Here is a 13,505-nt window from a genome sequence, read left to right as displayed (position 1 = left end):
GGCTGTCTAAAACGCACCTTGAAAACCTATCTTTCACATCTCACTTTGGCTACATTTAAAACGCCAACCTCATTGAGAATTTTGCATTATGACTGATTTTTTTGATCAAAAAATGGTGGTGGGTAACGCCGAATGGTGCGCTTTTCCATCACTGAACATCCCAGCTATTAAAGCGCGTGTGGATTCAGGGGCAAAGACATCCTCACTGCATGCGGTCAATATCCAAACCTTCCAGCGTTCAGGACAACTCTGGGCCGCATTTGACGTACACCCTATCCAAGACAGTCGCAAAGTCGTGATCAGTTGTGAAGCTGAAGTCATTGACCAGCGCGTGATCAAAAGCTCTAGCGGTGACCGTGAGCGCCGTTTTGTGATCCGTGTACCGCTTCAGCTGGGAGATCGCACTTGGGAAGTGGAAGTCACCTTGACGGATCGTGACAGCATGGGCTATCGCATGCTCCTAGGCCGTGAAGCCATGAATGGCCGCCTGCTAGTGGACCCTCAAATCAGCTGTATTTTCGGTGATCGCTTGCAAGAATCCTTAGCCGATCTTTATCAAGCCCCTGAGATCAAAGAAGGCGGCCTTAAGATTGGCGTATTAGCCAGTAATCCTGAGCTGTACAGTAATCGCCGCATCATCGAAGCAGGTGAAGCCCGCGGTCATGAGATGCAGTTTTTGAACGTGCGTCATTGCTATATGAAGCTGGACGCTACCACCCCAGAGATCCATTATCGGGGCGGACGTATCTTGAACGATCTCGATGCGGTGATTCCACGCATTCGTCCAAGTATGACTTTTTATGCTTGTACACTGTTGCGTCAGTTTGAATCACTGGGCATTTTTTGCTTAAACGACTCCGTCTCGATCGCTCAATCCCGGGACAAGTTACGCTCGCTGCAACTCTTACTAGAGCATGGATTGGCCATACCCACCACAGGTTTTGCCAACTCACCACTCGACACAACGGATTTGATTAACATGGTGGGTGGCGCCCCATTGATTGTGAAGTTGCTAGAGGGCACTCAAGGTAAAGGCGTGGTATTGGCAGAAACCAAAAAAGCAGCCGAATCGGTTATTAATGCGTTCAAGAGCTTAAATGCCAATATTTTGGTGCAAGAGTTCATTAAAGAAGCCAGTGGTAAAGACCTACGTTGCTTCGTCATCGACGGCAAGGTTGTGGCTTCCATTCAACGGGTGGCGGCTCCTGGCGAGTTCCGCGCCAACATTCACCAAGGTGGCCGAGCCGAGCTTGTGAAAGTGACCGCAGAAGAAAAACGCATCGCCATAAAAGCTGCCAAAGCCATGAACCTTAAAGTGGCTGGGGTGGATCTTATCCGCTCTAACAATGGCCCATTGCTATTGGAAGTGAACTCCTCCCCAGGCCTACAAGGCATTGAAACCGCCACCAACGAAGACATCGCCACGCGCATGATCACGGCGATTGAAAAGCGCCTGGCGAGCAAACTTAGCTAGTCCCTTCAGATAAAAAAAGGCCACCCTAGGGTGGCCTTTCTTATATTAAACACACGGTACTAACCGTTGGCTTTCACAGTTTGGTTACGACCACCTTCTTTGGCTTTATACAAAGCACTGTCAGCGGCTTCCAGCCATTGGGCTGTCGTCTTATGGGATTCATCAATCTCACAAACCCCCATACTGATGGTGATCTTAATCTCACCTTTGCCTGTTTTAATCACGGCCTGCTCAATTTCAGAGCGCATTTTTTCACAATATTGGTAGGCGCCATTGATCCCAGTGTTGGGCAACAAAACGCAAAACTCTTCTCCGCCAAAACGTCCCACAAAGTCTCCCTTACGGGAACCCGATGACAGTATCTTCGCCACTTCTTGAAGCACCTGATCCCCAATAGGATGACCATAGGTGTCATTTACCTTCTTAAAAAAGTCGATGTCCGCCATCACTAAAGAATGCGGCCCTGCATTCCCCTTAGCAAAGGAATCAAATGTGACCTTGATCGCACGATCTAGACTAGAACGATTGTTTAGCTCGGTTAATCCATCAATTTTGCTTAACTGATCCAACTTACGATTGGCAGAGGATAAGGCTGCCTTATTAGTCGCCACATCCGTCACATCGTAGACCACCAAGCACAAATGGGTCACTGTGCCATTGGCATTGTTGATTGGTCTGATCACCACGTTTTGGAACATCTTTTCTGAAAGGCTGGTGATGGAGCGATAGGATTTAAACGGAAACAAATACGGTCGCTGCTCCCAGGAAACATATATGGGCGTACGTAGCGCCAACACATTATCAAGCTTCTGCTTTAGCCAATCTTGATTAATGGTTGGAAAAATCGAGAACAAGGATTTGGTACGAGCATTGCTGGAACTGACGCCAGAATGGTTTTCCATAAAGCCATTCCAAAGCTCCACTTCATAGCGATTATTAAGTACCACTAGCCCCACATCGATATGCTGAAGCATATCAAACAGCCAATGCAGCTCAGTCATGTCCGCTTGCTGGTTCATCTTAGTCTTCCTCTACCAAATAGGACAAAAGATGCTCAAGCACGGGCAAAGAGTCTTCTGTAAACAACATCATCAAATCACAGCTAATTTTATAGTTTTCAACTTCATACACGATTTCTACGGCGAGGGTTCGTTTCCACTGAGCACGCTTCACATTGATGAGATCCGCTACCTTGATATGCTGCCCCATCACCACTGGATGACTGTGGCTAAAATCGATATTCAGCTGATCACCGAGGGCTTTGATAAAGGGCCCAATCAATACAGATGACACATCCATTAACAGCTCAATTTCCATGTCACGGTCAATCTTTTCCGTTACATTTAACAGCTTAGCCATATCTGGGAAGCTGGAGTCAGAGAAGATCAGCAGGGCTTCCATAGCAATACCTGCTCCGACGAAGCCCTGAGTCACCGCTGAACAGCGACCGTTGTTCATGGCGCCATAGCTGAGGGCCATTTGCAACTCACTGACTTCTAGGATGTTTACCTTAGGTACAGGCAGTTTTACGAAGACATTCAACATATCCGCTAGAACACTCGCCGCACGCCCCATAGAGACATTCGACACCTCTTGTAGACACTGGCTCAGGGAGAAGTCTTCAACCACATCCCCTAAAATCAGTCCTCCTTCCGCATGTTCCATCCCCATTAGATGATGAGCTTCCAGAGCCGCAACCAGAACGGCTGAATCCACAGGTTTTTTCAAAAAGTCGATGGCACCTAAAGCTTTTACTCGCTCTAGGGCTTGAGCCTGAATGTCACCCGATACAACAATCACTTTTGGAGGATTCGCAATGGACTTTAACGCCTCAAGGGTTTGATAACCGTCCATTACAGGCATATTTAGATCTAAAAATAATAGGTCAACGGGGTGCTGACCAATATGATCAACTGCTTCCTGTCCATTATTAGCGAACTCTACTTGAGCATCCCATTCAGAGGGCAGAATGCGAGACAGCTGCTTTCTAGCAATGCCTGAGTCATCACAGATAAGAATTCGTTTACTCATGACGCTTTGGGGTACCTACTAATGGGCGTTAAATGTATAAATATATGATGATAGTATCTTTTTTAATCAATCATTTGTAGCAAAAAAGTGAACCTACACTCAGTTACACGAACGATAGCAAGGCATGAACCACCAATTGCTCATCGTACCTATCAGGCTTACTTGTTACCAATGGCGTTTTGACCACCTGCACTCCCCAGCTCTCCAGCAATCCCTCATCGAGGTCGCCATAATCATAGGTATCATCGAGTAACAACCAGTCTAACACTCTACTCTGGGCGTTAGACTCAGGCTCATCCCCCAGTAACATGGAAATCAAATAGCGCACCCGATCCATTACCCCCCAGCCTTGCTGCTCTGGGTCATCTCCCAAATTTGGCAGGTATATTTTCGGATTGAGGTTTTTAACAATCGCCCCAGACACCCCTTCCACCAATAAATTAGCCACTATGCTGGTAAAAAAGCTCCCCGGCGGATAGCAAATCAACGCAGCTTCCGCAATCTGATCTGCTCGATCTTTAGGGAGTGTTGGCGAGACCGGAGTGTAAGTGCTTACACCATCATTTAGCCAGATATTACGTATCGGTGAATCAAGTGGTTCAACTTCTTTGCCAGTAATCAGATGCTGACCGATCACCTGCTTTCCATTGGCAAGCGTGACCCCAAGGTGATACCCCTCATCAATAATGGTTGTTACTTGTCCTAGGGTTTCCACTAATCGAGAAAACAAAAATACGATGGGATCGAGTAGTTCTTGATTATTCAAATAACCACCAGCAATAATCAAGTTACCTACGCTTGCTCCTCTTAGATCAAAACCATCTGGAAGCTTCTTTTGTAGTCGGGACAACTGAGTCTGGATCAGCACCTTCATCGGAGCAACAATATTTGCCATCAGAGGGTGTTCCCCATCAACCAAGCTCTCAAGCTCTTGAAGTAGGCTTGCTGAGGATACTTCGTGACTCAATCGGTAACTAAACAACTGGTAAACATCTGGCTGACCTAACACTGTTTCATCAGCCAGGGCCATTATACGGCTTCGCAAATCCCCCACCGCAGGCATATTAAACGCCAAACGTAACTTTGCGGAGCTGCCTCCAGAGTCAAATGGAGTCACCATATGAATAGAGTGATGGGTATAACGTTTTAAACAACGGGAGATTTTATTTAGGGCCGACCCACCGCTGAAAAAAAGCAGTGCGGGCCCTAATTCAGGTGAGCTTTGGTAACGGTGAACCCGAACCATATCAGGAACAATTAACTTTCTCGATACACTGGGCATTGGAAGCCTTAACAAGAAGCCATAGAAGAATGACTTACTATAACGCTAATGTTTCCTTGATCTCTAGTAGTAGCGTTTTATAGGCTGCTTTTAACACTCTCATCAAGGCTAAAACTTGCCCATCATCATTAGCCTTTGCCGCGTCTTCTAGACGTTTACACAGGTCAGACAATGATTGCGCGGAGACCTCCGAAGAAGCCCCCTTTAATCGATGGGCAATCGATCGAACCTTTTCAAAATCCATACCCGCCACGGCCAACTCAAGTCGGTCCATGATTTCTTCGCTTTCTCGCAAATATTCACTCGCTACCAAGGCCATCAATTCCGCATTTTCGCCCATTCGACTGTTGTAATCTTTGTAGTCAAAATGCTCTAACACACTCATAAATCATCCTAAAATATTATCAGGGATCCATCGACTCAGTGCGTCTTGCAAATGTTGTTTGGTCACTGGTTTGGGAATGTGATCATCCATTCCAGCATCAAAACATAGTTTGTCGTCCCCTTTCATCGCATTAGCACTTAAGGCGACGATAGGTACTCGGCAAGACGTAGCACTGCCTCCAGACAACTGACGAATTCTTCTGGTCGCCTCATAGCCATCCATAACTGGCATTTGGCAATCCATAAAGATCAAATCATAGGGCTCTTTTTCGGCATACTCTAAAGCTTGAGCACCGTCCGCAGCCACATCAACACTTGCCCCTAAGACACCTAACATGCCCTTAGCAACAATCTGATTCGTCAAATTATCTTCTACTAATAATATTTTAGCAGTTACCCTAAATTCTGACTGTGTCTTTGCGTTAATTGGAGTGACGGTTTGTTGCGTTGATAGGGCTTGCTCAATAGAGGCTATTAAGGCCTTACGATGAATCGGCTTATAAATAGACGTGGCACAAAATTGCTCCACCTGACGCAGGTCCGTATTCTGCTCGGCCAACAAAACAACTTGAGAGGTATACTGACGTAACCGCTCAGTGGCGCCCCCTAGAAGATAAGCATCGTCCACAAAAATGATATCTTTTGAAGCTAATTCATCGGGCAATTCTGATTCATGACCAATGACAGTCAATGGTTTAGCATAATTGTCCATCAAGGCCTTTAGGTAAGACACATCCGTTTGGCTTGAAGCTATGTAATAACTCTGGGCCAGCATGACTGAAGGCGCCTCCAACTCGGTCATGGCTTTTGTTTCAAATGGTAAAACACACCAGAAAGTTGAACCTTCCCCTAAAGTACTGGCGACCCCAACGTCTCCATCCATGGCCTCTACTAACTCACGGGAAATCGCTAACCCGAGTCCAGTTCCGCCATAGCGACGAGTGGTAGAGCTGTCCGCTTGCTTAAAGCGCTGGAACAGACGGGACTGTAATTCATCAGAAATACCAATCCCAGTATCGATTACTGATATGCGAATCTGGGTATTTCCATTAGTTTGACTTAACACCTCCGCCACCAGGCGCACAGTCCCTCCTGCCGGAGTAAACTTGATGGCATTTCCAACCAGGTTGACCACCACCTGACGCACCCGCAAGCGATCACCATAGGCCCACATTGCTGGCAGCAAAGTCTCTGGAGCGACCAGTGTCACACCTTTTTCGAGGGCTTTGATACGCATCAAACTCGCCACATCTTCCAGCAGATCTTGGAGATCAAAATCTGCATAATCTAGCTCAAGCTCACCCGCTTCGATCTTAGATAGATCCAAAATATCATTGATTAAATCCAGCAAGGCATCGCCGCTTTGACTGGCTAATTCAACTAGCTTCTGTTGATCAAGAGAGAGTGACTTGCCCTGTAGCAACGACAAACTCCCCAACATACCATTTAAAGGGGTGCGAATTTCATGGCTCATATTGGCGAGAAATCGGCTTTTCGCCTGATTCGCTTCTTGAGCATCGGCAATGGCATGTTTCAGCTTCTGCCCAGACTCACGTAATGCCGCGTTAGCAAGGGAAAGCTCCTTGGTTCGGGCATCCACCTGTCGCTCCACTTGTGCCGCGTGACTGAACACTAGACAAAACATCCACCCCAATAAACCCGCGACAAATAGGCCACCCACTAAAACAAAGTGCGTTCCCCAAGGCTGAGTAATAAAACGATAACGACTGACATGCACCAATTCCCATCGATGCGCCCCCACAGGAATCATAGCCCTATGAGCGGAAGGAAAATGCCCTTGAGCTAGCCCTTGCATTAAAGACTCACCATCGAACTCCGCATTACCACTGGCAGACAGAATGTAAGGCTGGCTATTCCCCTTAGCACCAATACGATCCACCAAATATACTTGTGTATTGCCCAATTCATCGGGGCCCAAAATGCGGCTGGTCAAATCTGCTACTTCAAACAATCCGGTGGCCATGGCCACAAGCTTTTGCCCTTGGTACACAGGCAAAAACATCAGCACTGCTTTCGCATCCTGTACCAAAGTAATAGCGGGAGTCGGATGGGCGGCGTTGAGACGAATCGCCTCATTGATAGCGTTGCGGCGCAAGCGCTCAGAATATACGTCAAAGCCAAGGGCTAGCTTGTTCGGCTCTAGCGGATAAATCAGCCCCACTGACACATAGCGATCTCGTTCATCGACCGGAGCCAGCTTACCGTCACTATTGCGCTGAACAACCCTGAACGGCTCCCCATAAATATCACTCATATACCGCTCAAAACCCGGCAATTCAGAGCGAGAAATCACACTGTTAATCGACAAGGCTTTTAAAGCCCGGTCTCGGGCCATGATGTTGCTAGCATAATCAGAAAACTCATCCACGGTAATCACATTACTACCACGGACGTACCCAGCCAGCCCGTACAAAATGTCCACTGAGTTTTTAATACGTTCGCTTAGGGCATTGGCATTCAGCTCAGCATTACTTTGAAACACCTGCTGTTGCTTATTTAACTCAAAATACGCCGTAGAGACAGAGATCAAAACCGTGGTCAAAGCAACAATAAAGAGGGAAACCAAGACTCGCCCAGGACGATCAAAATACACTTCAAACCGTTTACGGAAGACCACTGCTAACCAGGGCACCGTCACAATGACGCCAACGGAATCCCCTAACCACCAGCTGAGCCAATTAAGCGGTACCTGAGAACTAGGTAAAATCTCAAAGAAATACAAAACACTAGTGCCCACACTCGCACTCACCAAACAGCCAATCGGACCGCCTAGTAAAATGAACAAAAGCACGTGGCGCACATTAAAAAACTCAAGACGCCCACCGATGAAGCGTCTAATAAGCCCATAACTGAAGAAGGTTTGTAGGGTACTTCCTGCCGCAATCAATGCAGGAATCAGAAAAGCAATGTCACCCGTATTTGAAAACCCAACGGACACATTGACAGCCATGGAGCCAAAGAACACACCAAAGGCAGCGCGATAACCAAATAGCAAACAAGCGGCTATGGCCACACCGGATGCAGGCCAGATCACCGTGGCATAACCAGGCGGCACCGCAAACAACAAACCAAGCCATCCCGCTAAGAAATAACTGATAGCCGTGAAAGACAAAACTTTAATTAGATGCGTCATAGAAGAGAGCGATACCTTTCTATCTCTAAACTAAGCCGTCTGAGAGCTACGGCAAGATTTTTATAATAGATCGGAATATAGCAAATAACATGCACAATCGCTGTAACTAAGTGCGTAAGGGCTAAAGATAAGGCAAGGAAAAAATATTTCTAGAAGTGGTGCCCAGAGGCGGAATCGAACCACCGACACGAGGATTTTCAATCCTCTGCTCTACCGACTGAGCTATCTGGGCATATCAAAAAAATGATGCAGGTTTAGGTCACTGCGGGACACTAAAAAGCCAGCTAAAAGCTGGCTTTTTAAATAATGGTGCCCAGAGGCGGAATCGAACCACCGACACGAGGATTTTCAATCCTCTGCTCTACCGACTGAGCTATCTGGGCAAGTGCGGCGTATTATAAACGACCGACTAAGCTCGTCAACAGTTTTTTAATTTTTTTAACAATAAGTTAGTAAATCGGGCAGCTCTGGTATGATGGTGCCAAGATAAGGAGTGAGTGACATGCTACACATCGTTTTATATCAACCCGAGATTCCACCCAATACAGGCAACGTCATTCGACTGTGTGCCAACACCGGATATACATTACACCTCATTGAGCCCCTTGGATTTGAGCTAGAAGATAAGAAGCTTCGTCGAGCGGGATTGGATTACCATGAGTTTGCTCACATAAATCGTTATCAAGATTGGGAACACTTCTTGAAACAAAACGAAGGCCAACTTGGCACTGTCTATGCTCTGACCACAAAAGGCAGTCACACTCACAGCGAATCCGAGTTTAAGGCCAATGATGTCTTAGTGTTTGGTCCGGAAACCCGCGGTTTACCGGCGGAGTTTATCGAAGCCCTTCCCCCTGCACAGCGATTACGTTTGCCAATGCAGCCAGGATCTCGCAGTTTGAACCTGTCCAATACGGTTGCCGTAATGGTTTATGAATCATGGCGTCAATTAGGCTACGCTATGCCAGCGGACACCTAATAGGACGCCCATATGGTACTAGGACACATTCTTAATCGAAGAGCACGCTCTAGACAGAAGTTCCGCAAACAAGTTCACCTAAGGGCCATGAGCGATCTACATCGTCGCTTCATGATGCTGGCGGCCGTGGTAGGCGCTCACAGCATTGCCATGGTCTATTTTGAAGACTTGGATTGGTGGCAAGCCTTTTGGCTTACAATGACTTCTGCCAGCACCACTGGCTACGGTGATTTGTCTGCGGCTACCTTCTGGGGCCAGTTTGCCACGATTGTTCTGATCTATGGCTTGGGGATTACCCTGCTCGCCCAGATTGCCAGTGACTACGTGGAAATCCGTCTGCAACACAAAGAAATGAAAATTAAAGGGCGCATGGAGTGGAGTGATATGCAGGACCATTTACTAATCATCAATACCCCAACCACTAACACTGAGCGCTACCTAAATTTATTGGTACAGCAGGTGTGCAATACACCGGAGTTGGAAGATGTTCCAATCCAAATACTCACCCCCAAGTTTCCAGAAGGCTTACCTGAAACCCTTAGGTCACAAGGAGTAGTCCATCACACTGGCGACGCTACAACCCCAGGCATGCTCAACTCTGCAGCCATAGATAAGGCCAAATACGTGGTTGTGCTATCCCCTGACAATCTTGACCCCCACAGTGATAGCTTGGTTTTCGACGTGCTGCACCGTATTAAAGAAATCGGATCAAGCGCCTTCATATTGGCAGAGGCCATTGATGATGCAAACCGAGACCGTTTTCGACAGGCAGGCGCTCGAGCGGTCATTCGTCCGGTACGGGTCTACCCTGAAATGCTCGTTCGCTCTTTGATCGCCCCCGGCACAGAGCAGGTGCTTGAAGACCTGTTCCGCTACCAAGGGGATCACACGGTACGCATCAATGTCTCTTTGAGCAGCATTCGCTGGGCAGACGTGGTCACAACCCTGATCCAAAAAGACATTGGCACGGCCATTGGCTATGAGGACACTCAAGGTAAGATAGTGACACACCCAAGTTCTTTTGAACGAGTCAATATACAAGCCTTAATCGTGCTCATCGGTGAAGAACAAACCACCCCAACTCCTCTAGAAATCCAAAAGCTATTTAGCTAGCAGCCATAAAAAAAGCCAGAATTAAGATTCTGGCTTTTCATTTGGGAACGGATCAGGATTATAGCTGACCGGTTAGCACCAAGTATTTTTCCATCAGCTGCTCTTCAGATTCCTTATGGTTTGGATCCAAAGGAATACAGTCTACCGGACATACTTGCTGACACTGTGGTTCATCGTAATGACCAATACACTCTGTGCATTTGCTCGGGTCGATCACATAGATCTCTTCGCCTTGGCTGATGGCCTCATTTGGACACTCAGGCTCACACACATCGCAGTTAATGCACTCATCAGTAATGATTAGAGACATGGTTGCTCTCCTAAAAAATCTAATGCCAAACAGGCATTTATTAAATCAAGAACGCTTTGCTGCTGCCGCGGCTTTATAGTGTTCTGTTAGCACATCTTTCACCTTAGGATGGACAAACATTCCAAAGTCCCCTCCTAAAGAGGCTATCTCACGCACCAGCGTCGAAGAAATATAAGAATGCTTCTCGGATGGTGTTAAAAATAGACTTTCAACATCTGGCGCAATCACGCGGTTCATGTTCGCAAGCTGAAACTCGTATTCGAAATCTGATACCGCTCTCAGGCCACGGACGACCACTTGCCCATTCACGGAACGGGTAAACTCTGTCAATAAGTTATCAAAACCGACAACCTCAACATTCTCCAAGTGCCCTAAGATCTCCTTCGCCAACTGGATACGTACATCGTGAGCCAACGCAGGTCGCTTCTTTGGGCTGGCTGCCACAGCAACGATCACCTTTGGAAACAGTTTCGCTGCACGCTCCACAAGATCCGCATGACCATTGGTGATCGGGTCAAAGGTGCCAGGGTAAACTGCGATTGTACTCATAGCTCTAGTCCAATTTTTAGTATTAATTTGAAGAACCAGATGATTCTAGGCCTATCATTCGGCTGGGCATCATATAAGAATATTCAGTTCTTCTCAAATAAGCACCGCACATCCGCAATATTCACCACCATCTAGATGACAAATGGCTTAATAAACTGTTGCAATACCGAGATTCCTAAGAAGATGAAAATTGGCGATAGATCCAACCCACCTAGTGAGGGAATGACACGGTGACATGTACGGTACAAGGGCTCACAAACTTGGGCTACCAACATGGCACCTGGATGGCTCGCACCCGGCGCAACCCAACTTAGGATCACAGATATCAACATAGCCCAGAAGTACAAATCAAGGAAGTGATAAACCACACCTCCCAAGGTATAGATGGCATAACCTGCGGGTGCCAGTTGCGCCCCTGCAATGGTCACGACCGCTAACAAGGTGACAAATTGCACCGCTAAAGCCAGCACCACAGAGGCCGTATCCACACGGCCAATAGAAGGAATCACCTTACGCAACGGGCGCACTAGAGGAGATGTTGCTTTCACAACGGCCTGACTAATTGGATTATAAAAATCTGCACGACTTAGCTGTAATACTAAACGTAGCAAGACAATAAATAGGTATACATTACCCAGTGTTTTTACCACTAAAATCAAAGGATCGTTCATTTCTAAACCTTATATTGTTTGCCCAGCTCTTTAGAGCGGTTTGCACAGGCGTTAACCGCCGCAGTGATTAAGGATTCCACGCCTTGTTCTTCCAACGTCTCTAGGGCCGCCTGAGTGGTGCCATTGGGAGAGGTGATATTACGACGTAACTGAGCAATGTCTTCGTCAAGCTCCGTCACCATAGCTGCCGCACCTTTCATTGCTTGAGTCGCTAATTTACGACTGGTCGCAGCATCTAGGCCTTGGGCTTGCCCCGCCTCGATCATCACTTCTAATACTCGAAAAAAGTAGGCTGGTGCACTGCCAGATAAGGCTGTCACCGTATGCATGTGCTCTTCTTGTTCCACCCAAGCATGGCCACCAAAACTGTCAAACGCATCGGAGACCCATTGTTTCTGTTCTCCAGTGGTCTGTTCATTGGCGATTAGCCCTGACATCCCCACTCCAACTAACGATGGCGTATTAGGCATGGAACGTACAATTGCCACAGGCTTTTTCAGCCAGGCCGACAAAGCGGCAAGTTCTAGTCCAGCAGCCACTGAAATAAACAGCTGCTCATCACGCACCACATGGGCAATGCTGTCGATGACATCACGCATCATATGAGGCTTCACACAAAGAAACACCACATCCGCCTGCTCCACTGCCCACTCGTTATCAGCGGTCATGACTATGCCATATTGTGCCTCTAGGCTTTTATGCTTGTCGGGGTTGCGTGACGTACCAATGATGGATTCGCCCGCATAACCGCTAGCCCTTAAACCACCAATGATCGCAGATGCCATATTCCCAACACCCACAAAAGCTATTTTTAAACTCATTGTTCACCTATTTCGTTATGCTAAATACGTTGTCGCTTGTTAAGGGTAATTTCTGGCACCAAATATTGCCGTGCCCACTCGTACCATGGTGCTGCCTGAAGCAATAGCCGCCGCTAAATCCCCAGACATACCAATGGATAAAGTATCGATCTCCGGATGGTCTGTTTGTAAGGCTAAAAATGCTTGCTGCAAGGGCTCATACACAGCTATCTGAGAGGCTTCATCCGCTTGCGGTGCAGGGATTGCCATAAGACCACGCAAACGTAAATTGGGTAAACTCTGGACCAATTCAACCATATCGTCCAATTGTTCCAACAAAACCCCTGATTTCGAGCTCTCTCCACTGATATTGACCTGCACCAGTACATTGAGTGGCGCCATCTCTGCGGGACGTTGCTCACTCAAACGACGGGCTATCTTGTCTCGATCAATGGTATGCACCCAATCCATTGTTTCTGCGATCTGACGAGACTTATTGGACTGAATAGGACCAATAAAGTGCCATTCTATATGAGGCAAATGCGCCAGTTGTTGATGCTTTTCCACGGCCTCTTGCACATAGTTCTCACCAAATAGACGTTGGCCAGCTTGGTATGCTGTCTCAAGATCCGCAAGTGGTTTGGTCTTGCTCACCGCGAGTAAAGTCACCGCGCTTTCAGGGCGATCAAAACGGTGGCAATTATCAGCGATTTCTCGTTTAACTTGGGATAGATTATCGGCTATCGACACGTCTGCAC

13 protein-coding genes, 2 tRNA genes and 1 pseudogene are annotated in these 13,505 nt (G+C 47.2%); 4 read left to right on the top strand and 12 right to left on the bottom strand.

Going from position 1 to position 13,505, the window contains the following annotated elements:
- Positions 1-88: 88 nt before the first annotated feature.
- Positions 89-448 (top strand): annotated as a pseudogene (locus ACZ5DR_RS07180) (ATP-dependent zinc protease family protein); the annotation flags it as partial.
- A gap of 120 nt (positions 449-568) precedes the next feature.
- Complete coding sequence (gene rimK / locus ACZ5DR_RS07175) at positions 569-1,474, top strand: 30S ribosomal protein S6--L-glutamate ligase (protein WP_377366788.1); 906 nt, start codon at positions 569-571, stop codon at positions 1,472-1,474.
- A 59-nt stretch (positions 1,475-1,533) separates the two neighbouring features.
- Here rimK and ACZ5DR_RS07170 read toward each other — a convergent pair whose 3' ends face one another.
- From ACZ5DR_RS07170 to ACZ5DR_RS07140, 7 genes are all read right to left on the bottom strand, one after another.
- Entirely contained in the window at positions 1,534-2,493 is a 960-nt protein-coding gene (locus ACZ5DR_RS07170) for a sensor domain-containing diguanylate cyclase (RefSeq protein WP_377366670.1), read from the bottom strand.
- A gap of 1 nt (position 2,494) precedes the next feature.
- A complete protein-coding gene (locus ACZ5DR_RS07165; RefSeq protein WP_377366671.1) occupies positions 2,495-3,505 on the bottom strand; it encodes a response regulator in 1,011 nt (336 codons plus the stop codon).
- A gap of 103 nt (positions 3,506-3,608) precedes the next feature.
- Positions 3,609-4,787 carry a GAK system CofD-like protein gene (locus ACZ5DR_RS07160; RefSeq protein ID WP_377366673.1) on the bottom strand — a complete coding sequence of 393 codons (1,179 nt, stop codon included), beginning with the start codon at positions 4,785-4,787 and terminating at the stop codon, positions 3,609-3,611.
- Positions 4,788-4,824: 37 nt separating this feature from the next.
- Positions 4,825-5,172: an Hpt domain-containing protein gene (locus ACZ5DR_RS07155; RefSeq protein ID WP_377366675.1), complete on the bottom strand. Its 348-nt coding sequence runs from the start codon at positions 5,170-5,172 to the stop codon at positions 4,825-4,827.
- A gap of 3 nt (positions 5,173-5,175) precedes the next feature.
- Positions 5,176-8,325, bottom strand: coding sequence for an ATP-binding protein (locus ACZ5DR_RS07150; protein ID WP_377366676.1), 3,150 nt, complete (start codon positions 8,323-8,325; stop codon positions 5,176-5,178).
- Positions 8,326-8,481: 156 nt separating this feature from the next.
- Positions 8,482-8,557, bottom strand: a tRNA-Phe gene (locus tag ACZ5DR_RS07145).
- A 75-nt stretch (positions 8,558-8,632) separates the two neighbouring features.
- Positions 8,633-8,708 (bottom strand) — tRNA-Phe (locus ACZ5DR_RS07140).
- A gap of 119 nt (positions 8,709-8,827) precedes the next feature.
- Here ACZ5DR_RS07140 and trmL point away from each other — a divergent pair.
- Both trmL and ACZ5DR_RS07130 read left to right on the top strand, forming a co-directional pair.
- Entirely contained in the window at positions 8,828-9,304 is a 477-nt protein-coding gene (gene trmL, locus ACZ5DR_RS07135; protein ID WP_377366678.1) for a tRNA (uridine(34)/cytosine(34)/5-carboxymethylaminomethyluridine(34)-2'-O)-methyltransferase TrmL, read from the top strand.
- A gap of 12 nt (positions 9,305-9,316) precedes the next feature.
- Positions 9,317-10,417, top strand: a complete 1,101-nt coding sequence (locus ACZ5DR_RS07130) for an ion channel (protein ID WP_377366680.1) — start codon at positions 9,317-9,319, stop codon at positions 10,415-10,417.
- 58 nt (positions 10,418-10,475) lie between these two features.
- On the opposite strand, the gene ACZ5DR_RS07125 is transcribed toward ACZ5DR_RS07130, so the two are convergent.
- From ACZ5DR_RS07125 to ACZ5DR_RS07105, 5 genes are all read right to left on the bottom strand, one after another.
- Entirely contained in the window at positions 10,476-10,727 is a 252-nt protein-coding gene (locus ACZ5DR_RS07125; protein WP_377366682.1) for a YfhL family 4Fe-4S dicluster ferredoxin, read from the bottom strand.
- Between the two features lie 45 nt (positions 10,728-10,772).
- Positions 10,773-11,276 (bottom strand): pantetheine-phosphate adenylyltransferase, encoded by a 504-nt coding sequence (coaD, locus tag ACZ5DR_RS07120; protein WP_377366684.1) that lies wholly within the window; start codon positions 11,274-11,276, stop codon positions 10,773-10,775.
- Positions 11,277-11,407: 131 nt separating this feature from the next.
- On the bottom strand, positions 11,408-11,947 hold the full coding sequence (locus ACZ5DR_RS07115; RefSeq protein WP_377366686.1) for a YggT family protein: 540 nt from the start codon (positions 11,945-11,947) through the stop codon (positions 11,408-11,410).
- Between the two features lie 2 nt (positions 11,948-11,949).
- Positions 11,950-12,768 carry a pyrroline-5-carboxylate reductase gene (gene proC, locus ACZ5DR_RS07110; RefSeq protein ID WP_377366688.1) on the bottom strand — a complete coding sequence of 273 codons (819 nt, stop codon included), beginning with the start codon at positions 12,766-12,768 and terminating at the stop codon, positions 11,950-11,952.
- A 39-nt stretch (positions 12,769-12,807) separates the two neighbouring features.
- Positions 12,808-13,497 (bottom strand): YggS family pyridoxal phosphate-dependent enzyme, encoded by a 690-nt coding sequence (locus tag ACZ5DR_RS07105; protein WP_377366690.1) that lies wholly within the window; start codon positions 13,495-13,497, stop codon positions 12,808-12,810.
- Between the last annotated feature and the right edge of the window lie 8 nt (positions 13,498-13,505).

It is taken from the genome of Marinomonas vaga (assembly GCF_055388305.1).
Note: the sequence above shows the minus strand (reverse complement) of the source record. Positions and strands in the feature narration are given on the sequence as shown.

Coding starts and splice junctions, on each gene's coding strand:
- proC (WP_377366688.1), bottom strand. CDS start 12,768: ATGAGTTTAAAAATAGCTTTTGTGGGTGTTGGGAATATGGCATCTGCG.
- ACZ5DR_RS07150 (WP_377366676.1), bottom strand. CDS start 8,325: ATGACGCATCTAATTAAAGTTTTGTCTTTCACGGCTATCAGTTATTTC.
- trmL (WP_377366678.1), top strand. CDS start 8,828: ATGCTACACATCGTTTTATATCAACCCGAGATTCCACCCAATACAGGC.
- ACZ5DR_RS07115 (WP_377366686.1), bottom strand. CDS start 11,947: ATGAACGATCCTTTGATTTTAGTGGTAAAAACACTGGGTAATGTATAC.
- ACZ5DR_RS07160 (WP_377366673.1), bottom strand. CDS start 4,787: ATGCCCAGTGTATCGAGAAAGTTAATTGTTCCTGATATGGTTCGGGTT.
- ACZ5DR_RS07155 (WP_377366675.1), bottom strand. CDS start 5,172: ATGAGTGTGTTAGAGCATTTTGACTACAAAGATTACAACAGTCGAATG.
- ACZ5DR_RS07165 (WP_377366671.1), bottom strand. CDS start 3,505: ATGAGTAAACGAATTCTTATCTGTGATGACTCAGGCATTGCTAGAAAG.
- ACZ5DR_RS07170 (WP_377366670.1), bottom strand. CDS start 2,493: ATGAACCAGCAAGCGGACATGACTGAGCTGCATTGGCTGTTTGATATG.
- ACZ5DR_RS07130 (WP_377366680.1), top strand. CDS start 9,317: ATGGTACTAGGACACATTCTTAATCGAAGAGCACGCTCTAGACAGAAG.
- ACZ5DR_RS07125 (WP_377366682.1), bottom strand. CDS start 10,727: ATGTCTCTAATCATTACTGATGAGTGCATTAACTGCGATGTGTGTGAG.
- coaD (WP_377366684.1), bottom strand. CDS start 11,276: ATGAGTACAATCGCAGTTTACCCTGGCACCTTTGACCCGATCACCAAT.